Raw genomic sequence first — 22,978 nt, 5'->3', positions numbered from 1 at the left:
GACCAGATCAGTCCTGTGGGACGGCACAACCCTCGGGACCGCAGGCGTCGCCGTCGGCGAGCACCGTCGGAGCAGGACGGTCGTCCCATGCCCTGTTGAGGACTTGGGTGAACAATTCCGCCGGCTGCGCCCCGGACACCGCGTACTTGCGGTCGAAGACGTAGAACGGCACTCCGTTGACGCCGAACTCCTGCGCCTGCCGTTCGTCGGCGCGGACCAGGTCTGCGTATCGGTGCTCGTCGGAGAGAACCTCTCGCACACTCGTCTCGTCGAAACCGGCACCGACTGCGACCCGGACGAGGCGCTCGGTGTCGCCGAACAACGGCTCGCTCTCCGCGAAATTGGCCAGGTACAGCGCGTCCAGCATCGCCTCCTGCCGATCCAGTTCCTTCGCCCAGTGAAGGAGCCGGTGCATATCGAAGGAGTTGCCGTAGTCGCGCCCGTCGGTGACGTACTCCAGCCCGGCCTCCTGCGCCGCGTCGCCGAGCCGTCGCTCGCCTTCCGCGGCCTGCTCCAGGGTGCGCCCGTACTTCTCCGCCAGATGCTGCACTACGTCGCCCGAGGTTCCCGCGGGCACCGTCGGGTCCAGTTCGAACGAGCGGTGCACCACCTGCACCTGCTCGGCGTGGTCGAACTCGGCCAACGCGTCGTTGAATCGCTTCTTTCCCAGATAGCAGAAGGGACAGTTGACGTCGGTCCAGATCTCGACCTGCATGAGCGCGCCTCCAAGAATTGATGTCGTCTCGGTCCAACACCAGCGCCGGCGTCGATGTTCCTTTCGTGCCTCAGGCCCGGACACCTTCGTGCCGGACAGTGGGCGCCGGCACCGAGGCTCGGCCCGGGAGCAGCAGCGCCAGCACACCGCCCGCGACCGCCAGGCCGGTGGCCCACCAGAACGAGTAGCGGAACCCGATGGTCATGGTGGCGCCGGCGGTCAGGACGACGGCGATCACCGCCGTCCCGAATGAGCCGCCGACCTGCTGGAACGACCGCGTGACGACACTGATGTCGTTGCGTTCCGAACCGTCGGCCCCCACGAAGCCCGCCGCCATCAGCGGACTCAGCAGTGTTCCCAGCCAGACCGCGAACGAAGAGCGCGACCATCAGCCACACCAGATTCGTCGAGGCGTCCGCGAGCGCGAACGGGACGGTGGCCACGGCGACGATGCCGCAGCCCGCAACAGCGATCCAGCGAGCCCCGATGCGATCGGTCAATGCACCGGCGAGGGACCGAGACATCAGGGCACCCACTCCCTGCGGAATGAGGACGAGGGCGGCCATGAGCACCGACTCGTCACGTTCGCTCTGCAGATACAACGGCAGCGCGAGCATCGCACCGAACGAGACCACGCTGAAGAAGAACAGCCCGATCGACGACGCCGACACCGCGCGCCGGGCCAGCACCCGCACGTCGACGAGCGTGGCTCCAGTGGCATGAGCGGAGCGGAACGCGAAGACGGCCAGGAGCACGACACCGGCGAGCATCGGGAGCAGGACGTCGGTTCGCATCACACCGCGGTGGGTGTTCGAGAGACCGAGGAGCACTCCGACCAGACCGGGTGCGAGCAGGCACAGGCCGATCACGTCGAGACGGGCGCGGTCGGAGTCGGGCGCACGGTCGTCCGGGATCCGGTGCGAGAGCGCCAGCGCGACCAGACAGACCGGGACGTTCACCACGAAGAGCCACTGCCAGTCGAGCCAGTGCAGGATCACGCCGCCGATCACCGGACCCAGAATCGGGCCGAGCGCGGTCGGCCAGACTCACCAGTGCCACGAGCCGGCCCATCGCGCGACCACCGCCTGCCGCCACCAGAATCGACGTCATCAGCGGGAACAACAGCCCACCGCCCTCACCGGCTCGCGCACATCCGATCACATTCACGGTAGAGCAGATGCCACCGTGGCAAGCGACGCGAGCCGGTGCGGACCTGTCACCGGTACTTGTAGAAGCCTTCGCCCGCCGCGATCCCCAGCTTGCCCTTGTCGATGTAGTTCTCCTTGAGCCAGGCGGCCAGCTGCTGGGCGTGCTCATCACCGTTGGCCATGATGTTGTACGGCGTGTTGAGACCGATCACGTCGTACATCTGGAACGGCCCGATCGGTGCTCCGGTTGCGATCCGCCAGGTGTTGTCGACGTCCTTGGGTTCGGCGTAGTCGCCCGCCGCCAGTTCGAGCGCCGCGTTGAGGAAGGGAACGAGCAGTGAGTTGAGCACATAGCCGGCCTTCTCCTTGTGGATGGGGATGGCCACCATGCCTATCTCGCCCGCGAACTCGACGATCGTGTCGAAGACAGTCGGCGAGGTCTGTGCGGTGCCCATCACCTCGGCGGTGTTGAACTGCCACACGCGGTTGGCGAAGTGCAATGCCAGGAACCGGTCCGGGCGGTCGGTGGACCCCACGATGTCGCTGGGCAGCAAGGTCGACGAGTTGGTCGCGAAGATGGTCTTCTCCGGCGCCACGGCGGACAGCTTCTGATAGATGTCGCGTTTGAGGTCGAGCACCTCGGGAACGGCTTCGATCACCAGATCGGCGTCGGCGACGGCCTCTGCCAGATCCGAGGAGTACGCCAGCCGGGCCAGGGCGGCCTCGGCCTTCCCGTCCGCGGCGCCCGGCACCTCGTTCTTGTAAGTCTCGACCAGTCCGGCGAACCGCTCCTTCGCCTTGGCGAGGGCGTCGTCGTCGATGTCGTAAGCGGTGACCTCGAACCCGCTGTAGGCCGACTGGAACGCGATCTGCGATCCCAGCACGCCCGTTCCCAGTACCACTACCTTCTTGATGTCGGACATTGTCAGTTCCTCTCATCGTGATCGGCTAAGAATCCATCGACGATCTGCCGGAGTTGCCTGCGCAGATCGGCGGGGTCGGAGGGGGCGTCGGACTCGGGGTCGTCGAGTGTCGCGGCGCTGCGCGCGACGTCGAGGTGGACCGCGGCGAAGACCGAGCGGCCGGCGGCGCGCACCGCGTCCGCGGATGTGACGATGCCCCGTCGGCGCGCCTCCGCGGCGAGCACGTCCGCCAGCGCCGCCTCGGTCTGTCGAACCAGGCCGACGCCCTCTGCTCGATATCGTTCGGATCGGGTTCCGAAGACCAACTCCCGCTGGTAGGCGGCCGCGTTCTCCGGCCGCACGGCGGCGCTCCGGAGTATGGGCGCGACCACCGCGAGCAGCGCGTCGACCACGTCGTCCGACTCGGCGGAACGTTCGACGCCGGTTTCCAGTGATCGACGGAACTGCTCGTTGTAGACCATCAGCAGCAGTTCGACCTTCGACGACGCGTACCGGAACAGGGTCCCGGCGGCGACGTCGGCACGTTCGGAGATCTCGCGCGTGGTGACGGCGTCGTATCCCTTCTCGGCGAACAGTTCCGTCGCCGCGCGGAAGATACGGTCGCGCTTCTGACGCATATTGCGGTCGCGGCGCCCGCCGGCAGCCGTCTCGTTCTCGACCACCTGCCACCTCCCGCAATCGTCGATCACGCCCATTAATGAGCGTACTCCGTTTCTGCGGCAGGCGCCATGGTTGAAGTCCGGTTCCACCGGTTCGGCGGAGACCGGCAGACACCCGGCCTCCGGCGGCCTGGCATGCTTGTCACGCGCCCCCATAGCCCAACGGCAGAGGCATCGGACTTAAAATCCGCTCAGTCCGGGTTCGAATCCCGGTGGGGGCACCCGATATTCGCGGTCACATCCGCAGTTGCAGAGATCAGTACGCACACCTCCGGCCGACCGAACGACAACGTCGGCGCAGGCTGTCGCCTGCGCCGACGTCGCGTCCACGGTCCACCGCGACCGTGGTCACCGGCCGGGGGTGACTACCGGCCGGGGGCCATTGTGATCATCTTTCCGTCGGAGATCAGCGTTCCAGTTCGCACATAGGTGGAGCGGTCGTGGCGCAGCGTGCCGTTGGGCATCACGAAGAACCGCTGCATGATGCACTCGTTGCCGCGCGCCATGTCCTGGCCGAGTGTCCACAGCACCTTGCCGCTCGGCGAGAGCGTGGAGGACTCGGGCATCGGCCCGAGCGGGCTGGTGCCGGTCTGCGCATTCGGCAGCGCGCGGAGTGTGCCGTTCGAATTGATCGCGAACACGCTGATGAACGTCGACGCCAGATTCGGGACGTACATGAATCGGCCGTCGGGAGTCACGCTGGCCACATGCGGGAACAGACCCGTCGGCATCGGAGCTTGCCCGGTCGGCACCAGTCGCCCATCACCCAGGATGTTGTAGCCGGACACGCTGTTGCCGGTCTCGTTCATGATGTACACGTGCCGGCCATTGGGCGTGATGACCGGGAAGATCGGGCCCGACTGCGTCGGCACGCGCTGCCGCACCGGGGTGAGGGTGCGGTCCGCCTTGATGTCGAAGCGGAGCAACTCGTGGCGCAGGTAGCTGCCGACGATGAGATGGCGGGTGTTCGGCGTCACCATCACCGTCGTGAGACCGTCGAGCGGCTGCCCCACCGGAACCCGCCGGCCCAACGGCCGCGCCGAGCCGTCGTCCGTCATGCGGTACGGCTGAATCGTGGCGTTGGCGACGCCCATCGTGAGATAGAAGTTCTTACTGTCCGGAGTGAACTCGAGACCGACCGGAATGTCCGGTAGCGGCGTCTCCTGCCGCAGGTGCAGTCGGCCGACGTTGTCGATGTCGTAGTTGCGCAGGACCGCGGGCACACCGGATGCGACGAGCAGATGCCTGCCGTCGGGCGACGCTGTCTTCGGCCACGAGCCCATTCCCGCGACGGGGTTGCCGCCGATCTTGCGCACCGGCCCGTGGTCGGTGACCCGGTAGCCCACGGTCGGCGAACTCAGGAAGCCGTGCGTGTACAGGTTGTACGGCTTCGACCCGGAGACGCCGCCCGACGGGGGCGGATCGGCCATCGACGGCCCCGCGGCGCTTCCGCTCCCGACGAGGGATGCGGCGGCGACGCACAGTGTGACGAGTGCTACACGGATTCTCATGGACGTCAATTTAGGGCCGTATGAGAGTTGCCGACTGTTCGATTTCTTGGACACTCCCGCCGCATCATCGGCTCGAGCGTTCGACTAACGTCGAACGGTGTGAATGAGAACGGTCCCGTACGCTCCCCCGCACTGCGTCGCGTGACCCGCGGGTTACTGGGCCTCTTCGCGGTGCAGCACATCCCGGGCACCATCCGGCCGGCACTCGTCAAGGCCGCGATCACCGCGACGACAGTCCTGATCTGCTGTGCGCTCTTCGGCCCTGAACTCGGCATCTTCGGGATGCTCGGCGCCTTCGTCACGTTCTGGGAGACCGATCGCCCGCTGTGGCCCCGGGTGCGCAACACCCTTCTGGTCACGGCGCTGATCGTGGGATCCATGTCCTTCGGTGTGGCGATCGCGCCGCACCGCTGGGCCTTCGTTCCGGCGGCGGTACTCATCGTGGTGGTCTTCTCGATGCTGTACAACACCTTCATGCTCGGCCGGGGGCCGTCACCGGTGCTGCCGATGTACGCGGGCATCGTCGGCGCGTTCTTCGGTGTCGACCAGCACCTCGGCTGGAGTCTGGTCGGTCTCACCGCACTGGCCGGAACCATCACGGCGGCATTGCTCACCGTCCCCCTCCTGTTCGAGCCGCACGGGCCTGAGGAGCGTGCGGTGGCGCGAGCGAAGGCAGCGGTGGCCGCGTACGTCGGTCTGCCCGACGACGTCCCGGACGAGATGCGCCGCCAGATCCGGAACACCGCCTTCGCGGCGTGCGACAGCGCCCTCGTCACTCTCCGATCAGCATGGCCGGCGACCCGCAACGCACGGCACCACGAACTCGCGGACACACCGTACGAGGCGCAGTCAGCGTTGTACTCACAGATGCTGACCCGTCTCGGGGAGGACCCGACGCCGCGCGACGACGTCCCCCGCGCCGCGCTCGTCGAACGCAGGCCCGCCACTGCGTACCTCGCCTCCCACGCGTTGCACTGGACCTCGGTGGAGTGGTTCACGTCATGGCGAATGGGCTTCGTCGCCGCCCTCGGCGGACTGGTAGCGCTCAGCACCGGCGCCGGACACCCGTACTGGGCGATCCTCACCGGCGTCATCATCCTGAACCAGTGGTCCCACCGCGCGACGTCGATCCGGCGAGCCGGTCAACGCACCGTCGGGACGCTGATCGGCGTCGGTGCGACGTACCTGCTCTCGCTGCTGCACCCGAACGAGTGGTGGTCGATCGTGATCGTTCTGGCGTGCATGACCGGCATGTACGCGCTGCTCGCGCTGAACTACGCGATCGCCCTCATCTTCATCACGCCGATGGCACTGGTGATGGTCAAGTCGGTCACCGGTGCCGGAGCCGAACTCGTGTCCGCCGACCGCTTCCTCGACACCATCGTCGGCGCGCTCGCCGCGCTCGCCGTCACCTGGCTCACCTCGTACCGGTTCCCGAGGAAGCTCGCTCTGACCCAGTCGCGGCGAACCGCCCGAGCCATCGACGCCGTCGACGCCGTCAACCGTGCCGGCCGGGCCTTCGAGCCCGACGGCCATCGCGCGCGCGTGGCTCTCCACTACGAGCTGTCTCAGCAGCTCGCCGTCGTCGAACGAGCGGTCAACGACGATCCGCAGCTAGCCGATCTGCGCGCATCGGAACACGCGTTGTCCGAGCGCGGGTACCGCGCGCTCGCGCGGTCGTGGCAACCGACCGTCTGAGATTCGGCGAGCGGCGTCGGCTCCGACGCGCAAGAATGCAGAGATGAGTTCCGTACTGGCCGTCATCTCGGTGATTCTGTGGCTTGCGCGCCTCGGCATGTTCGCCGGGCTGCACATGGTTGCGAGCCCCTACAACGCGATCGAGCACGCGGTCAGCGATTACGCCGTCGGTCCCACCAAGCGACTCTCCGCCGCGATGACCTGGACCACCGCCCTGGGCTGGCTCACTCTCGCAGGCGCGGTGTGGTGGGGCCTGACCGACTGGCCCGACCGCGGTCTGACGGTCGTCCTCCTGCTGATTCTCACGGCGATCTTCACTGTGCTTCCGCTGGTCCCGACCGACGTCGAAGGCCAGACGATCACGCGTATCGGCATCGTCCACTACGTCCTGGCGATCGCCTGGTTCGCCATCGCGTACTCGCTCACCGGGAACTTCTCCCGCTGGATGACCGACGCGGTCGGCGGCAGCCTGGCGGTCGCCGGCCAGGTCCTTCACATCGTCACGCTCGTCGCCCTGATCGCGGCGATCGCGGCGTTGGTCATCACACCCCTGCGCCGCAGACTCTTCGGCACGGCCGAGCGGGTCTTCCTGGTCGCCGTCACGCTGTTCTACCTTCTGGTCGCGATCGCCCTGTTGGGTGCGTGACTGGGCCGGTTCCGGCCGCGGGTCTCGTCGGCGCTACTCGCGCAGTGCGCCGGCCACCATGTGCAGCGCCGCGGAGGTGGCGAGCCGCCGCACCGCACCGCGGTCGCCTGGGAACTTCCGCGTGACGGTGACGGTCGGGCGACCGTCGATCGCCAGGCCGAAGCACACCGTCCCGACCGGCTTTCCGGGACGTTCTCCGCCGGGCCCGGCGATTCCGGTGGTGGAGACGGCGATGTCGGAGCGCAGGACGCGCCTCGCGCCCTCGGCCATCGCGGCGGCGACGGGTTCGCTCACCGCCCCGAGCTCGGCGATGAGGTCTTCGGGGACGCCGAGCACGCCCGACTTCACGTCGTTCGCGTACGAGACCACGCCGCCGAGCATGTAGGCCGAGGATCCCGCACGGTCGGTGAGCGCCGCCGCCACCATTCCGCCGGTGCACGACTCGGCCGTACCGATGGTGCGTGACCCGAGCAGCCGCGCGAGAACCTCGTTGATCGGCTCGCCGTCGGTCGAGAACACGCGGTCGCCGTGCCTGGTCAGGATGAGTTCTTCCAGATCCCGATACGATTGCGCGGCACTGGATTCGAAGCGGGTGACGATCTCGAGTTCGCCGCCTCGCATGCACGTGGTGATCTCGAGCTCGTCGAAGCCTTCGACCACTCCCTCGGCGCGTCGCAACGACACCGCCAGGTCCGCCTCCGACAGCCCGTACGCGAGGATCGTGTGCTGGTCGTACGAGTCGCGCCCGGCGATCGCGTCCTCGACGGCGGAGGTCGCGAGGGCTGCCGGCCACATCCCGTGCACCTCGTGCGGCGGGCCGGGCAGGACAAGGATCGCCGGAACGTCGTCGGTGGCGGCCACCGCCACACCCGGCGCGGTGCCGACAGGCGCAATCGCCTCCGCGCCCGCCGGGATCAGCGCCTGCTTGTCGATCGCCGCCACCACTGCGTCGGGGAGCACGTCGTCGTACTTGCGCCAGCCGCGGATCACCGACTCGATGGTCTGTCGCATCACCGGATCGGCGACGAGGTCGCGGCCGGTGAAATCCGCGACCGCGGCCACGGTGAGATCGTCGGCGGTGGGTCCGAGCCCGCCGGTGGTGACGATCAGATCGACGCGCTCATCGGAGAGGAATCGGAGTTGCGCGGCGAGATCGCGCGGGCGGTCGCCGCAGACGGTGATGTGCGCGACGTCGACTCCGATCTCCAGGAGTCGCTGCGAGACCCACGGACCGTTCCGGTCGGTGATTCGGCCGCTGAGGACTTCGGTGCCGGTGACGACGATTCCTGCGCGAATGCTCACACAGACGAGGTTACGTCGCGAGTGCACACCCGGCCATGAACCCGGCTTCCCGGACCAGCACGCCGTTGCGATGACTCGGTTCGTCTCGTTTACGGTTGGCACATGCGCGGTTCGACTCTTCTGGGCACCTTCGCGAGGGTTCTCGGCTTCTCCCTCCTCGCCGGCATCGTGTTCCCTGTCTTCATCATCGTCTACCTGGTGGTCCCGAGCCCGCCGCTGTGGCTGCTGATCGTCGGCGTCATCGGGCTGGTCGACGTCGTCGTCATCGCGACCTTCATCGCCCTCAAGCTCCACAGGTCGCATCCTCCGGTCCAAGAGCTCGACGAGCCCGGGGTCCCCGGCATCGGCACCATCGCGCACGTCGCCGACACCGCCACCGAGATCGGCGGCCACCGAGTGATGGCCTTCGACTGGAGATCCGCGGGCCGCGGATCGACGAGTTCACCACCGAACTCAAGACCGTGGTACCGACCGCTTCGGTGGGCTCGCTCGGCCGCGGGCTGGTCGGCGTGACTGTCGGCGCCGACGGCCGGGTCGTGATCGACTGGCACGCCACCGCGCTGTACACGGGTGCGGTGCCGGCCCGGTTCGTCTCGGAGGACGACGGTCGCACCCACGACCTCACGGGACAGGCTGAACCTCTGCTGCGGATCGTCGACGCGCTCAGCAGACACGGCGTCGCACTCGGCCCCACGCTCGACATCCGGAGCCATCCCGAGGTCCGCTCCGAGATCCAGACGATTCTCACCGAGCACGAGGCGTCTCGACCCGCGACCGCCGACGGCCGGTCGACTTCGCAGCGACTCGACGAACTCGCCGGGCTGCTCGACGGCGGGCGGATCTCGCGCGAGAAACACGATCGGCTGCGCCTGAAGATCCTCGACGGTCTCTGACGCGGTGAGCGCGGATCGAACCGCCGGCCTCGGGCGCCACGCGGACGGAGGTCGGAGGCCGCGCCTCTCCGGCCTCGGTGGACTTAGTCTGATTTCATGACTTTCGAGCCAGACGGCAAGGATTGGACCTGGGTGACGAGGCAGCGATGCCCCGCGTGCGGATTCGATCCCGCCACCGTCCGGCGGGAGGACGTCGCCGACCGGATCGCCGCGTCGATCACCGGATGGAACACCGTTCTGGCTCGTGCCGACGTGCGCGTGCGGCCCGACGACCACACGTGGTCGGCGCTCGAGTACGCCTGTCACGTCCGCGACGTCGGAAGCGTGATGACCGAACGCCTCGACGAGATGCTGCGCACGCAGCCGGTCTGCTTCGATGACTGGGATCAGGACGCCGCGGCGGTGGAAGCCGCCTACGGGTCGCAGAGTCCCGACGCGGTGAGCAGCCAACTCACCGCGGCGGTGGCGGGCTTCGCCGAGATGTACCGGCTCGTGCGAGAGGACGATTGGTCGCGCGAGGGACTGCGCGGAGACGGCACCGTGTTCACGGTGGAGACCTTCGCGATGTACGTCCTGCACGAACTCGAACACCACCGCACCGACGTCGGGCTTCCCGCGCGCGAGTGATCGCAGCCACCCCCGTGCCGCCCCGACCTATCGTGGAGTCGAGGAGGTGGGGAGATGACCACGGGTTTCGTACTGTCCGGCGGCGCGAACCTCGGGGCGATGCAGATCGGTATGCTCCGCGCTCTCGCCGAACGGGAGGTGCAGCCCGATTTCCTGGTCGGTACCTCGGTGGGTGCATTGAACGCGGCGTACGTGGCGGGCCGAGGGTTCGGTCCACGCGTCGTCGACGAACTCGGCGACATCTGGCGCGGCTTGCACACGTGGCAACTGTTCCCGCCCAGTCCACGGCACATCGTCAGCGGTCTCCTCGGGCATCAGCCCGCGCTCTTCGGCGACCAGGGACTCCGCAACCTGACCGACCGGTATCTCGACTTCGAGCAGATGGACGACGCGGCCATTCGGCTGACAGTGGTCGCGACCGACCTGCTGACCGGCGACGAGGTGAACATCGATCACGGCCCCGTGGCCGAGGCAGTCCTGGCCAGCACCGCGATCCCAGGACTGCTTCCACCCGTCGAGTGGAACGGCCGGCTGCTGATCGACGGCGGCGTCGCCGACAACACCGCGATCTCGCAGGCGCTCTCCGCACGGGCGGACACCGTCTACGTCCTTCCCTGCGGGTATCCGTGCGCATTGACCGAACCTCCCACGGGTGTGGCGGGAACGCTGATCCACACGATGACCCTTCTCATCCACAAGCGGCTGATTCGGGACATCCGGGAGTACACCGGCGACGCGGAGCTGATCGTGCTGCCGCCGCCGTGCCCACTCGACATCGGCCCGATGGACTTCTCGCGCGGCGACGAGTTGATCGTCCGCGGCTACGAGTCGGCCGTCGACGCTCTCCGGGTCGACGGCGGCCGCCGCGCGTCTCCCGCGGACCACATCGACATGCATTGGCACTGAACGGACCTCGCGCCTGCACACCGGTCGCCCGGCCCGCCGGCGGCGCCCTCACCCCCGGCGGCGGTCAGCCGCGCACATCGCGAGGGCTACGATGCCAGTCGTGAGTGAATCAGCCTCAGCCCCCGAATTCCTCTACTCCGACCTGCTGCCGATCGGTGCCGACGAGACCCCGTACCGTCTCGTCACCACCGAAGGCGTCTCGACCATCGAGGTCGACGGCCAGACCTTCCTCAAGGTGGCACCCGAAGCGCTCCAGAGACTGACCGCCGAGGCGATGCACGACATCAGCCACTACCTGCGGCCGGCGCACCTGCGGCAGTTGCGGAAGATCATCGACGATCCCGAGGCCTCGGGCAACGATCGCTTCGTGGCCCTCGACCTGCTGAAGAACGTGAACATCTCGGCCGGCGGCGTGCTTCCGATGTGCCAGGACACCGGCACCGCCATCGTGATGGGCAAGAAGTCCGAAGGCGTGCTGACCGGCGTCGACGACGGCGAGTGGATCTCGCGCGGCGTCTACGACGCGTATACCAAGCTGAACCTGCGGTACTCGCAGAACGCTCCGATCACCATGTACGAGGAGCGCAACACCGGCACCAACCTCCCGGCTCAGGTCGAGATCTACGCGACCGAGCAGGGGCCCAAGGGACCGGAGTACAAGTTCCTTTTCATGGCCAAGGGCGGCGGCAGCGCCAATAAGTCGTTCCTGTTCCAGGAGACCAAGGCGATCCTGAATCCCAAGCGGCTGCTGGAGTACCTCGATGAGAAGATCCGCTCGCTCGGCACCGCGGCGTGCCCGCCGTACCACCTCGCGGTGGTCGTCGGCGGCACCTCCGCAGAGTTCGCATTGAAGACCGCGAAGTACGCCTCCGCGCACTACCTCGACACCCTGCCCACCGAGGGCGACCTCTCCGGGCACGCCTTCCGCGACCCGGAACTCGAGGAGGAGGTGTTCAAGCTGACCCAGTCGTTCGGGATCGGCGCGCAGTTCGGCGGCAAGTACTTCTGCCACGACGTCCGGGTGATCCGGCTGCCGCGCCACGGAGCGTCGCTGCCCGTCGCGATCGCCGTCTCGTGCTCCGCCGACCGTCAGGCTCTCGGCAAGATCACCGCCGACGGCGTCTTTCTGGAGCAGTTGGAGACCGATCCCGCGCAGTACATGCCGGACGCCGGCGTCGCCGAGGACATCGCGGGCGGCGAGGTGGTCGAGATCGATCTGAACCAACCGATGGACCAGATCCTGGCCGAGCTCACCAAGCACCCGGTCAAGACACGGCTGTCGCTGACCGGTCCGCTGGTGGTGGCCCGCGACATCGCGCACGCCAAGATCAAGGAACGACTCGACGCGGGCGAGCCGATGCCCGAGTACCTGAAGAACCACCCGGTGTACTACGCCGGTCCGGCCAAGACCCCGGAGGGCATGGCGTCGGGATCTTTCGGTCCCACCACGGCCGGCCGGATGGACAGCTACGTCGAGCAGTTCCAGGCCGCCGGCGGGTCGATGGTGATGCTCGCCAAGGGCAACCGGTCCAAGCAGGTCACCACCGCGTGCGATACGCACGGCGGCTTCTACCTCGGATCGATCGGCGGCCCCGCCGCTCGTCTCGCGCTCGACTGCATCAAGAGTCAAGAGGTCATCGAGTATCCCGAGCTCGGCATGGAAGCCGTGTGGAAGATCGAGGTCGAGAACTTCCCCGCCTTCATCGTCGTCGACGACAAGGGCAACGACTTCTTCACCGATCCGGGCGGCACGGTCAGCGTGCCGCTGAGCGGTGTGCGCATCCGCTCGAAGGAGCGGTAGGTCGCCCAGGTGACGCCGGGAGCGGGGAACGTCTACCGTTCCCGCTCCAGGTTCGCCATCTTGAGGACGTCGAGCCGCCGATCGAGTTCCTCCTCCGACAGCCGGTCGCCGAGGAGCCCGCGATCGATCACCGTCTGCCGGATCGTCTTTCCTTCGCGTAGCGCCTCCTTGGCGACGGCGGCGGCCTCCTCGTACCCGATCGCGGAGTTGAGCGGGGTGACGATCGACGGTGACGATTCGGCGAGCGTCCGCAGGCGGTCCTCATGTGCCACCAGCCCGCTGATGCACCGGTCGGCGAACAGTCGGGAGACGTTGGCGAGCAGAGTCACCGATTCGAGGACATTGCGCGCCATCATCGGGATGTAGACGTTCAACTCGAAGGCGCCATTGCCGCCGCCCCAGGTGACGGCGGCGTCGTTGCCGATCACCTGCGCCGCCACCTGTGTGACGGCTTCGGGAAGCACCGGGTTCACCTTGCCCGGCATGATCGAACTCCCCGGCTGGAGGTCGGGCAGCGCGATCTCGCCGAGCCCCGTGAGCGGCCCCGACCCCATCCAGCGGACGTCGTTGGCGATCTTGGTCAACGACACGGCGATCGTCTTCAGCTGTCCCGACAGTTCCACCAGCCCGTCGCGCGCGGCTTGAGCCTCGAAGTTGTCGCGCGCGAGGCGCAGATCCTCGACACCCGTCAGTCGGACGAGTTCGGCCACCACGAGCGACCCGAACCGGTCGGGCGCGTTGAGCCCGGTCCCGACGGCGGTGCCGCCGATCGGGAGTTCACCCACGCGAGGCAACGTCGATCGGAGGCGTTCGACGCCGGCTTCGACCTGCCGCGCATATCCGCCGAACTCCTGGCCGAGCGTCACCGGGACCGCGTCCATCAGGTGTGTGCGGCCCGACTTGACCACCGACCGCCACTGGTCCGACTTCTCGGCGAGGGCGCCCCGCAGATGCTCCAGCGCCGGAATGAGGGTGCGGACGACGGCCTCGGTGGCGGCCACGTGCGTGGCGGTCGGGAAGGTGTCGTTGGAACTCTGCGACATGTTCACATCGTCGTTCGGATGCACGGTCACGCCGCCGGCCGCCGCGATCGACGCGATCACCTCGTTGGCGTTCATGTTCGACGACGTCCCCGACCCCGTCTGGAAGACGTCGATCGGGAACTGGTCGTCGTGCAGGCCGTCGGCGATCTCCCGCGCCGCTGCGATGATCGCATCGGCCTTGGCCTCGTCGAGCAGCCCGAGATCACGGTTGACCTGTGCGGTCGCCGCCTTCAACAGTCCGAGCGCACGGATCTGAGTGCGTTCCAGCGGACGGAAGCTGATCGGGAAGTTCTCGACGGCCCGCTGCGTCTGCGCACGCCACAGCGCATCGGCCGGGACCTTCACCTCGCCCATCGTGTCGTGTTCGATTCGGTACTCACCAGTGTCTTCAGCCATGTTCTGTTCAACCTCTCCGTCTCGACCGATGTTCCGCTGGCCTGTTCCGTCTGTCCGACCATCCGCGGGCGGACCGAGCAGTTCCGCCCGTCATCCCTTCATCGCCACTCCCTCGCGCCAGTACCCCATGAAGGCGACCTGCGCGCGCGGAATCCCCAGGTCTTTGACCAGTCTGCGCCGCAGCGTGGTGACGACGCGACTCTCGCCCGCGATCCAGTAGTACGCCTGCGCCGCCCTCCCGTCACGACCCGTCTCGTCATGGCCCGTCCCGTCATGGCCCGAACCGGCATGGATCTCCTCGCCGAGTCCGGAGAAGGTCGGCGTCTCCCAGACCAGCGCGTCCGTGTCGGGTGCGTCGACGGCACCGTCCAGGTCGCCCGCGGACTCACCCAGATGACCCAGGACAGCCGCATGCAGCCGCACTCCCTGTCCCGCTCCCTCGCGCGGGAGCCAGTGCACCGCGACGCCCTCGGGCGCATCGATCGGCAGCGCGTCGTCGGGCTCGGGGATCTCGATGTATGCCGCTCCCGCCAGATCAGCGGGCGCGTCCTCAAGAATGCGGGCGATCGCGGGCGCGGCCGTCTCGTCGCCGGCCAGCAGCACACGTTCGGCCGCGCCCGGCATGTACTCCACTCCGCCGCCGTCGAGTCGCCCGCGGCGCGGTCCCACGATCAGCAACTCGTCTCCCACCGCCGCCGCTGCCGCCCACGACGAGGCCGGTCCGGTCTTGTCGGGCGCCAAGTGCAGGACGAAGTCGACGTCGAACTCCGTCGCGCCGCCGTCGTCGATCCGGAGGTCACGGATCGAGTACGTGCGCATCGCTCCCCTCCGGTCCTCGGGAATCGCCAGCCAGTCCTGATACCAGGTGTCGGAGTCGGACAACTCCGGGAGCTCACCGGCGGCCGGAGGGAAGATCAACTTCATCCGCTGGTCGAATGTGGCGCCGGGATTGCCGAACCCGGTGAGGCCGGCCCCGGTGAACGTGATACGGACGAAGTTCGGCGACAGCCGCTGCACGGCGCCGACGGCGGCACGCGTGACGCACAGCGGCGGCAGCGGGGTGGTCTCGGCGACAGGCATGGATCTCCAATCGGTGCGGTCGGCTACATCGACGAGCCGGCGCGGTTGACACGGATGAGCAGGTAGATGAGGAAGGGCGCACCGAGGACACCGGTCACGACACCGACCGGATAGCGGTGGCCGAGCGCGTATTGACCGACCAGGTCGCCCGCCAGTACCAGGGTGGACCCCACCAGCGCCGACGGGATCAGCGGTGAGGAACCGGGGCCGACGAGCCGGACCGCGATGGGGCCGGACATGAACGCGACGAAGGAGATCGGACCGGCCGCCGCGGTTGCGAATGCCAACAGCAGCACGGCTCCGAGGATGAAGACCAGACGCGCGGCATCGACGCGAGTGCCGAGACCTGCGGCGGAATCGTCACCCAGGGTGAGCACCGCCAGGTTCCGCGAGTTGACGACGAGTGCCGGCAGCAGCACCGCCATCGCGGCGGCCAGCGGCACCAGTTGCGGCCAGGAGGCGTCGGCGAGGCTTCCGGTGAGCCACTGCAACGCGGCCGCCACATCCCACTGCGATGCCTTGGCCAGCACGTACGAGACGAGGCTGCTGAGCATCGCCGCCACGCCGATGCCGATGAGGATCAGGCGTGTTCCGGCGAACCCTCCGGCGATCGACAACCCGTACACCGCCCCCACGGTGAGCAGTGCACCGACCAGCGCGGCCACCGACACCGCCGGTCCGGTGAGTCCGAAGACCACGATCGCGCCGACCGCCGACGCCGACGCACCCCAGGAGATCCCGATGATGTCGGGCGAGGCGAGCGGATTGCGCAGCAGAGACTGAAAAGTCACCCCGGCCAGACCGAAGGCGGCGCCGGTGAGCAACGCCGTCGCCGCTCGGGGAAGTCGCAGCTCGCCGACGGTGAACGAGGCGCCCGGAACCGTCTGCCCGCTCAGCACGCGCAGGACGTCGCCGAGCGGATAGAAGGTCTTGCCGACCATCAGACTGACGAACAACAGCCCGATCACAGTAAGAGCCAACACCCCGGTCACGAGCCGGGCGCGCCGAACCCGTGCACGACGGCCGGCGAAGAGGTCGAAGGCGGGAGATTCCGTCGCGGCGGTCACAGCGCACGCACCCGCTGACGACGAACTATCCAGATGAACACGGGCGCTCCGATGAGCGCCGTCACCACGCCGACGTCCACCTCGCTCGGTCGGGCCACGAGCCGGCCGACGACGTCCGACAGCACCAGCAGCCCGGCGCCGGCGAGTGCGGAGAAGGGCAACAGCCATCGGTGGTCGGCGCCGATTGACGCGCGGCATGCGTGAGGCACGAGCAGGCCGACGAATGCGATCGGACCGGCGATGGCGGTGGCCGCACCCGCGAGCACGACCGCCGCGATCCCGGTCACCAGACGAGTGCGGAACACGTTCTCCCCCAACGCTGTCGCGACATCGTCGCCGAGTGACAGAGAATTCATCCCGCGAGCGCATCCGAGCATCACGATCGCCCCCGCCGCGAGGAAGGGCGCGACCACACCGATGCGGTGCCAGTCCGCGCCTCCGACGCCGCCGACCTGCCAGTGCTGGAACTTCTGCATCACGTCGACGCGAGGGAGCAGGACTGCGCTGATGAGGCAGGTCAGCGCGGCGGCGGTGGCCGCGCCGGAGAGGGCGAGCTTCAGCGGCGTCGCACCGCCGAAGCCCATGGAACTGACCGCGTAGACGAAGACCGCGGTGGCGAACGCTCCCGCGATCGCCACGGCGATGTACCAGTAGGGGTCGGACATCCCGAAGGCCACGATGCCGGTGACGACGGCGAGCGAGGCGCCCGTGGAGATCCCGAGGATGCCGGGATCGGCCACCGGATTGCGAGTCACGGCCTGCATACCCGCGCCCGAGAGAGCGAGGGCCGCGCCGACCAGCATCGCCAATACGGTGCGCGGAATCCGTTTGAGCACCGCGGCTTCGGCGATGCCGTCCGATCCGCCGGTGAGCGCGCCCCAGATCTCTGCTGGACTCACCGCGCGTACACCGAAGGCCACCGAGACACCGAACAGGATGACGAGGAGGAGCGCGCCCGCGATCAGACTCCCGATTCGCACCCCGACGCCGCGAGCCGCCGATCGGTCCGGGACAGTGTCCCGTCGGGTGGGCGCGACCGCGGTCACTTGTCGGTCAGTCCCGCGGCCAGAGTGGAGAAGTAGTCGTCGATGCCCCACGGGATCGACAGCGGCGACGGATTCGCCATGGCGGCCAGCGGGGTCGCGTCCTTCAAGATCGCGACGTGCCCGGCAGCGATCGCGGGGATCTTCGACAGCAGCGGGTCGGCCTTCAGCCGCGCGACCGTGGAGTCGTCGCCGTAAGTCACGACCAAATCGACGTCACGGAACCGTTCGGCCTGCTCGGCACTCTCCTCGACGTAGAACTCGTCGGTCCCCGCGCTCTTCGCGGCCACCTCCGCCGGCGGCGCCATTCCGACGCTGTCGAGGAAGCCCTGCCGAGTGTCGTGCGTCGTGTAGAAGCCGATCTTGCTCAGATCGGTCGGGTCGAGGTACGCGAACATCACCTTGCGCCCCTTGAGCTCGGGATGCTTGTCGAGGGAGCCGATCACCTGACCGGTGAGCTTCTCGATCAACCGATCCCCCTCTGCTTGGAGCCCGATCGCTTTGGAGTTCATGCGGACCATGTCCTGCCAGGACGTGCCCCACGCGGTCTTCGGGTAGGCCACCACGGGTGCGATCTTCGAGAGCTTGTCGTACTCCTCCTTCGAGAGCCCCGAGTACGAGGCGAGGATGACGTCGGGCCGCGTGTCGGCGACCGCCTCGTAGTCGATGCCGTCGGTTTCGTCGAACAATTCCGGCGTCGGTGCACCGAGTCGCTTGAGTTCGTCCTCCACCCACGGCAGCACACCGTTGCCGTTATCGTCGCCCCACGCCGCCTTGCTCATGCCTACCGGGACCACGCCCAGCGCCAACGGCACCTCGTGATTGGCCCACGCGACGGTCGCCACACGCTCCGGCTTGCTCTCGATGGTCGTGGTTCCGTACACGTGCTCCACCGTCACCGGGAATCCTGCGCCCCCGGCACCCGATGATCCCGCCCCGTCGCCGGAGGAAGAACAGGCCGCCAGCGAGACGGTGAGGGCGGTCGCGAGAACGAGGCCGAGCAGTCGGCGAGGTGACATCAGCAGCACTTCCGAATTGTCGAATTAGGTCAGCCTATTATTGGCTAGGCTTCCCTAATGTAACAGGCCCGGTCGTTGGCTCAGAACAGGCCCGTGACCCGCGACACTCGGGTTAAGGTCCATCCGAACGCCCCGTCAGTTCGCATGTCTCACGACCGAATGGGAGCCCACCGAGATGATGAAATTCCTGCAGAACCTCGGCAAATCGATCATGCTGCCGGTGGCCGTCCTGCCGGTGGCGGCGATCCTCGTCGGTATCGCCAACTGGATCATCGGTATCAACGACGACAAGCCGAACGTCGTCACCTCGTTCCTGCAGACCGCGGGCCTTGCGGTGCTTTCGAACATGGCTCTGCTGTTCGCGGTCGGCGTGTCGATCGGTATGGCCCGCAAGTCCGACGGCACGTCGGCGCTCGCCGGTCTGGTGTCGTGGCTGGTCGTCACCAGTCTGCTGGCGCCCACGTCGGTGATGACACTCCTCGGCCGCGGGTACACGACGTCGATCGCCAAAGAGGGCGCGACCATCACCGAGGGCCAGAAGCTCGTCATGGACAACGGCCATCTGGCGATCCAGACCCCGGACGTCAACGAGGCCTTCGCACCCGGAGCGTTCCAGAACGCGTTCATCGGCATCCTGTGCGGCATCATCGGTGCGCTCTGTTACAACCGCTTCAAGGACGTCAAGCTGCCCGACGCGCTGTCGTTCTTCTCCGGTCGCCGGTCGGTGGCCATCGTGACGGCGGGAGTCTCCCTGATCGTCGCGCTCATCCTGCTGTTCATCTGGCCGCTCGTCTACAGCGGCCTCGTCTGGTTCGGTGAGCACATCGTCGATCTCGGCGCCGTCGGCACCGGGCTCTACGGCTTCTTCAACCGGTTGCTGATTCCGTTCGGACTGCACCACGCTCTGAACTCGGTGTTCTGGTTCGACGTAGCGGGGATCAACGACCTGAACAACTTCCTCTCGGGTGAGGGCACGTTCGGCGTGACCGGTCAGTACATGACCGGGTTCTTCCCGATCATGATGTTCGGCCTTCCGGGCGCCGCGCTCGCGATGTACACCACCGCGAAGACGACGCGGAAGAAGATCGCCTACGGCATCCTGCTCTCCGGCGCGGTCTCGTCGTTCTTCGTCGGCGTCACCGAACCGCTCGAGTTCGCCTTCATGTTCCTGGCTCCCTTCCTCTTCGTGATCCATGCGGTCTTCATGGGCATCTCGATGGCGATCTGCCAGCTTCTTCCGGTCCGAATGGGCTTCGGCTTCTCCGGCGGCTTCGTCGACTTGGTGCTGAACTGGAAGAACCCGATGGCCGAGAATCCCTGGATCATCATCGTGCTGGGCATCGGTTGGTTCTTCGTCTACTTCCTGGTGTTCCGGTGGGTGATCCTCAAGTTTCAGCTCAAGACGCCTGGGCGCGAGGACGACGAACCCGTCGACGCCGATGACGAGGGAGGCGTCTCAGCCGGGTTCATCGGCACCGCGGCCAAGTTCATCGACGCTCTCGGCGGCAAGGCCAACATCCTCGAACTCGACAACTGCGCCACCCGTCTGCGCATGGAGATCGACGACACGGGCAAGGTCGACGATTCCGCGCTCAAACGGGCCGGAGCTGCCGGCACCATGAAGCCCGGCGGCCATTCGGTGCAGGTCATCTATGGACTCAACGTCCAGTTCGTCAAGGACGCGATGGAGAAGATCATGTCCGGCGAGCTGGATCCGACGGCGGTCGAAGCCGCGGTGGAAGCAGTGGACGAGGCCGAGGCTGCCGTCGCCGAGGCGGAGGCCGAGGAGGGTGCCGCGCACGACGGCTCGACCGCCGTCCTGACGAAACCGGCAGCGAAGGTCATCACTCTGCAGCGCCCGCTCCAGGGGTACGCGGTCGACCTCTCGGAGGTCCCGGACAAGACCTTCTCCAGCGGCATGATGGGGCCGGGTGCGGCCGTCGTCCCCACGTCGGGCGAAGTGGTGGCCCCCGCAGATGCGACCGTCGTGACGGTGTTTCCCACCGGTCATGCCATCGGACTCCGATTGGAGGACGGCACGGAGGTGCTGATTCACGTCGGCCTCGACACCGTGAAACTCAAAGGCGACGGGTTCGAACCACTCGTGAAGGCCGGCGACACGGTCAGCGCCGGACAGCCGATTCTCAACGTCGATCTGGCCAAGATCCAAGCCGCGGGCTTCGCCACCGTGACCCCGGTGGTCGTCATGAACGACAAGTCCGCGACCGTCGAACTGACCTGACGGAGACTGCCGCGCGTGCTGGAATCATGCGCGGCGGCGGGTGCAGGTTCTGAGCTTGTCCGGCGTGGTGGATGGTGTTCAGGCGCCAGGGGTGGTCGGTGGTGGCTGGTCGCCAGGCCATGCGTCCGGCATCGGGCCCATCCGGGAGGATGATGGTCTCCCACTGTCCGCGTTTGGTGCCGACGGCGCGGTTGTGGCGCCCGCACGCGGCGCCGAGAGCATCGATGTCGGTGCGCCCGGCCGGGGTGACCCAGTCCGGTGCGTGATGGGCCTGGGTTTGCGCGAACGGGCGGTCGCAGCCGGGTGCGGTGCAGCCGCGGTCGCGGGCGAACAACGCCAACCGCTGCGCCTTACTCGCACACCGCGCACCGCGGCCTTGGTAGAGGACTTCGCTGGTGTGATTCCGGAAGACGGCCAGGTGCGGCACGGCGTCGGCGGCGAGCCGGACGAGTTCGCCGATCGGGATGCGGGTGCCGGTGGCAGTCAGGGCGATTCCGGCGTGGGCGGCGAGTTCTTGATCGGTAACGGTGATGACCAACTCGGCTGGTATCCGGTTCGGTGCTCCGAGTCCGCCGTGGGCGAGAACGTAATCACACAGGGCCAGCAACGCATCGTGTGTGCGCTGAGCGGCACTGCGCAGATCCCGACCCCGCGCCGCCGCCAAAGCCTCGGCGTCAATGCCGTCGGCGTCAATGGTTCCAGTGGGTGAGTCGGGGTCGGCGGGATTGTTCATCCCGGGCGCGGCCCAGGCGGTCAAGATCACCTCGAACTTCGCCCGCAACTCCGGAGTAATCGCGCCACGGACTCTGCTCATCAACTGGCGGTCTTGCGGGAGGATGGTGATTCCGCGTTGGCGTTGCCGGTCGACGTGATCACTCTCCTGCCCGTCCGGATCCAGATGGGCGAGCAGGCGGTCACCGACCTTGCCCAGATCATCGGGGTTCAGTCCGGCCGCTGCGTCGGCCAACTCCGCCTCGGCACGCGCTTTGACCTCCGGCGAGATGCAGCCCGGTACTTTCGCCAGCACCGCGGAGATCACCAACGCGTGTTCGGCGCCGACAGTCCCGGCCGCCACCGCTGCGGCGGTCGCAGGCTTCCGCGGAGGCAGAGTCTGCCCTTGAAAGTTGGAGAACTCACCGATCGCCTCGGCCATCCGCAGCCGTCGGCCCGCCTCGCGGGTTCCCAGCCGCAGCCCTTGCGAGAGGTACTGGTGCGGATTCAGATAGCCCGCGGTGCGGTGCGCGTTGCGATCGGAGACCTCCACCAGCAGCGCAGCGGAGACGCCGTCCCAGCGGCGCCGAATCCGTTCGGCGATCTGCGTGTGCGCCAACAGGTCCGGTTCGGTCTCCGGCGACAGGGAGGTCTCGGCGAGTTTGACCGCCGCGGCATCGATCAACGCCAACAACTCTGAAGGCCGGTCCGGCAGCGCGAGACCAGTGACACCTGTAACGATCGAAGCGCTCATCGCTGCCACCTCCCCCGAGTGTTTCAGCTGGTCAAGCCGTCTTTACCTGACTAACTGAAAGCTATCACCCGGGCGTGACAGAGATCACTGACGGCCGGCACGACTCACCTTCGCGACTTCGCCGCCTCGACGAACCTGCTGATCGCGGCCAGATCCTTGACGCCCGGCGCGGACTCGACGCCACTGGACACATCGACACCCCACGGGTGCGCTTGAGCGATCGCGTCCGCGACGTTGTCCGGAGTGAGTCCGCCCGCGAGCAGCCACTGGCCCGACAGTCCGCGGTCAGTGAGCATCGACAGATCCCAGCGCTCCCCCGACCCCGGCTTCGGCGCATCGAGAAGCAGCCGCTCCTCCCCGTACGCTCCGACCGTCAACGGCGGCTCGTGCACCAGCGATGTCGCGCGCCAGATCCGGCCGATCCCTTCCGCCGCCGCACGAAAGTCCGCTTCTCCGTAGCGACGCCCGTGCAGTTGCAGAACGTCGAAGCCGAGGTCGACGGCCAGGGCCGCGGCATCGACCGCGGGCTTGTCGTTGACGACGAGAACGATGTCCAGGCCGGGCCCTCCCGCGCTTCGTCCAGCGCGCACCACCGCGCGCGCCCGGTCGCGATCGACGGCACGGGGACTCGTCTCGTTCATCACCACACCGATCGCATCGGCTCCGGCCGAGACCGCCGCACCGACAGCATCCTCCGACGTCAGGCCGCACACCTTCACGTACATGCCGTCCATGCTAGCCACCGGGCGATTAGGTGACCGGCCGGTAACCCGTGCTACAGTGCGATAGAAATA

The 22,978-nt window shown here is 67.5% G+C and carries 21 protein-coding genes, 1 tRNA gene and 1 pseudogene; 9 read left to right on the top strand and 14 right to left on the bottom strand.

Translation table 11 applies throughout. The annotated features are described in order from the left end of the window. Positions 1-7: 7 nt before the first annotated feature. The 5 genes and pseudogenes from P5P27_RS04110 to P5P27_RS04090 all read right to left on the bottom strand — a co-directional run bounded on the left by P5P27_RS04110 (position 8) and on the right by P5P27_RS04090 (position 3,481). Positions 8-715: a DsbA family oxidoreductase gene (locus tag P5P27_RS04110; RefSeq protein WP_222111284.1), complete on the bottom strand. Its 708-nt coding sequence runs from the start codon at positions 713-715 to the stop codon at positions 8-10. Between the two features lie 70 nt (positions 716-785). Then, the gene (locus P5P27_RS04105; RefSeq protein ID WP_278127477.1) at positions 786-1,052 is read right to left on the bottom strand and encodes a hypothetical protein; all 267 of its coding nucleotides are present in this window, start codon (positions 1,050-1,052) and stop codon (positions 786-788) included. A 79-nt stretch (positions 1,053-1,131) separates the two neighbouring features. After that, positions 1,132-1,713 (bottom strand): annotated as a pseudogene (locus P5P27_RS04100) (MFS transporter); the annotation flags it as partial. 218 nt (positions 1,714-1,931) lie between these two features. Beyond that, on the bottom strand, positions 1,932-2,786 hold the full coding sequence (locus tag P5P27_RS04095; RefSeq protein WP_222111285.1) for a 3-hydroxyacyl-CoA dehydrogenase: 855 nt from the start codon (positions 2,784-2,786) through the stop codon (positions 1,932-1,934). A 2-nt stretch (positions 2,787-2,788) separates the two neighbouring features. Beyond that, entirely contained in the window at positions 2,789-3,481 is a 693-nt protein-coding gene (locus tag P5P27_RS04090; RefSeq protein ID WP_278126507.1) for a TetR/AcrR family transcriptional regulator, read from the bottom strand. A 112-nt stretch (positions 3,482-3,593) separates the two neighbouring features. Between P5P27_RS04090 and P5P27_RS04085 the strand changes: the two genes are divergently transcribed. Continuing rightward, positions 3,594-3,666: transfer RNA gene (locus P5P27_RS04085), tRNA-Leu, on the top strand. 144 nt (positions 3,667-3,810) lie between these two features. Here P5P27_RS04085 and P5P27_RS04080 read toward each other — a convergent pair. Further along, positions 3,811-4,956 carry a lactonase family protein gene (locus P5P27_RS04080; RefSeq protein ID WP_222111286.1) on the bottom strand — a complete coding sequence of 382 codons (1,146 nt, stop codon included), beginning with the start codon at positions 4,954-4,956 and terminating at the stop codon, positions 3,811-3,813. Between the two features lie 99 nt (positions 4,957-5,055). Here P5P27_RS04080 and P5P27_RS04075 point away from each other — a divergent pair, with 99 nt between their 5' ends. Both P5P27_RS04075 and P5P27_RS04070 read left to right on the top strand, forming a co-directional pair. After that, positions 5,056-6,654, top strand: a complete 1,599-nt coding sequence (locus P5P27_RS04075) for an FUSC family protein (RefSeq protein ID WP_278126505.1) — start codon at positions 5,056-5,058, stop codon at positions 6,652-6,654. A gap of 43 nt (positions 6,655-6,697) precedes the next feature. Beyond that, positions 6,698-7,300 (top strand): DUF998 domain-containing protein, encoded by a 603-nt coding sequence (locus tag P5P27_RS04070; protein ID WP_222111288.1) that lies wholly within the window; start codon positions 6,698-6,700, stop codon positions 7,298-7,300. Positions 7,301-7,333: 33 nt separating this feature from the next. On the opposite strand, the gene P5P27_RS04065 is transcribed toward P5P27_RS04070, so the two are convergent. After that, entirely contained in the window at positions 7,334-8,602 is a 1,269-nt protein-coding gene (locus P5P27_RS04065; protein WP_222111289.1) for a competence/damage-inducible protein A, read from the bottom strand. 102 nt (positions 8,603-8,704) lie between these two features. Here P5P27_RS04065 and P5P27_RS04060 point away from each other — a divergent pair, with 102 nt between their 5' ends. The 5 genes from P5P27_RS04060 (at position 8,705) to P5P27_RS04040 (ending at position 12,829) form a co-directional block, all read left to right on the top strand. Beyond that, on the top strand, positions 8,705-9,115 hold the full coding sequence (locus P5P27_RS04060) for a hypothetical protein (RefSeq protein WP_006897533.1): 411 nt from the start codon (positions 8,705-8,707) through the stop codon (positions 9,113-9,115). Next, positions 9,082-9,495 (top strand): hypothetical protein, encoded by a 414-nt coding sequence (locus P5P27_RS04055; RefSeq protein WP_222111290.1) that lies wholly within the window; start codon positions 9,082-9,084, stop codon positions 9,493-9,495. The genes P5P27_RS04060 and P5P27_RS04055 overlap by 34 nt, the downstream gene beginning before the upstream one ends. A 96-nt stretch (positions 9,496-9,591) precedes the next feature. Further along, positions 9,592-10,122 carry a DinB family protein gene (locus P5P27_RS04050; protein ID WP_278126501.1) on the top strand — a complete coding sequence of 177 codons (531 nt, stop codon included), beginning with the start codon at positions 9,592-9,594 and terminating at the stop codon, positions 10,120-10,122. A gap of 54 nt (positions 10,123-10,176) precedes the next feature. Then, the gene (locus tag P5P27_RS04045; RefSeq protein WP_006897536.1) at positions 10,177-11,028 is read left to right on the top strand and encodes a patatin-like phospholipase family protein; all 852 of its coding nucleotides are present in this window, start codon (positions 10,177-10,179) and stop codon (positions 11,026-11,028) included. A 100-nt stretch (positions 11,029-11,128) separates the two neighbouring features. Beyond that, positions 11,129-12,829, top strand: coding sequence for a fumarate hydratase (locus P5P27_RS04040; RefSeq protein ID WP_006897537.1), 1,701 nt, complete (start codon positions 11,129-11,131; stop codon positions 12,827-12,829). Positions 12,830-12,861: 32 nt separating this feature from the next. Here P5P27_RS04040 and P5P27_RS04035 read toward each other — a convergent pair whose 3' ends face one another. From P5P27_RS04035 to P5P27_RS04015, 5 genes are all read right to left on the bottom strand, one after another. After that, complete coding sequence (locus P5P27_RS04035) at positions 12,862-14,268, bottom strand: class II fumarate hydratase (protein ID WP_006897538.1); 1,407 nt, start codon at positions 14,266-14,268, stop codon at positions 12,862-12,864. 90 nt (positions 14,269-14,358) lie between these two features. After that, positions 14,359-15,348 (bottom strand): siderophore-interacting protein, encoded by a 990-nt coding sequence (locus P5P27_RS04030; RefSeq protein WP_006897539.1) that lies wholly within the window; start codon positions 15,346-15,348, stop codon positions 14,359-14,361. 23 nt (positions 15,349-15,371) lie between these two features. Beyond that, positions 15,372-16,415 carry a FecCD family ABC transporter permease gene (locus P5P27_RS04025; protein ID WP_006897540.1) on the bottom strand — a complete coding sequence of 348 codons (1,044 nt, stop codon included), beginning with the start codon at positions 16,413-16,415 and terminating at the stop codon, positions 15,372-15,374. Next, positions 16,412-17,395 carry a FecCD family ABC transporter permease gene (locus P5P27_RS04020; RefSeq protein ID WP_278126497.1) on the bottom strand — a complete coding sequence of 328 codons (984 nt, stop codon included), beginning with the start codon at positions 17,393-17,395 and terminating at the stop codon, positions 16,412-16,414. The genes P5P27_RS04025 and P5P27_RS04020 overlap by 4 nt, the downstream gene beginning before the upstream one ends. 62 nt (positions 17,396-17,457) lie before the next feature. Further along, positions 17,458-18,477, bottom strand: coding sequence for an iron-siderophore ABC transporter substrate-binding protein (locus tag P5P27_RS04015; RefSeq protein WP_039867848.1), 1,020 nt, complete (start codon positions 18,475-18,477; stop codon positions 17,458-17,460). Between the two features lie 175 nt (positions 18,478-18,652). On the opposite strand from P5P27_RS04015, the gene nagE reads away from it, so the two are divergent. Then, entirely contained in the window at positions 18,653-20,719 is a 2,067-nt protein-coding gene (gene nagE, locus P5P27_RS04010) for an N-acetylglucosamine-specific PTS transporter subunit IIBC (RefSeq protein ID WP_278126495.1), read from the top strand. Here the strand turns inward: nagE and P5P27_RS04005 are convergent. After that, a complete protein-coding gene (locus P5P27_RS04005) occupies positions 20,682-22,184 on the bottom strand; it encodes an HNH endonuclease signature motif containing protein (protein WP_260868608.1) in 1,503 nt (500 codons plus the stop codon). The genes nagE and P5P27_RS04005 overlap by 38 nt on opposite strands. 104 nt (positions 22,185-22,288) lie before the next feature. Next, on the bottom strand, positions 22,289-22,918 hold the full coding sequence (locus P5P27_RS04000; RefSeq protein ID WP_006897544.1) for a phosphoribosylanthranilate isomerase: 630 nt from the start codon (positions 22,916-22,918) through the stop codon (positions 22,289-22,291). Between the last annotated feature and the right edge of the window lie 60 nt (positions 22,919-22,978).

Origin of the sequence: Gordonia sihwensis (assembly GCF_029632925.1) — a bacterium.
Classification (GTDB): Bacteria; Actinomycetota; Actinomycetes; order Mycobacteriales; family Mycobacteriaceae; genus Gordonia; species Gordonia sihwensis.
This window is presented reverse-complemented; position numbering and strand designations above follow the sequence as displayed.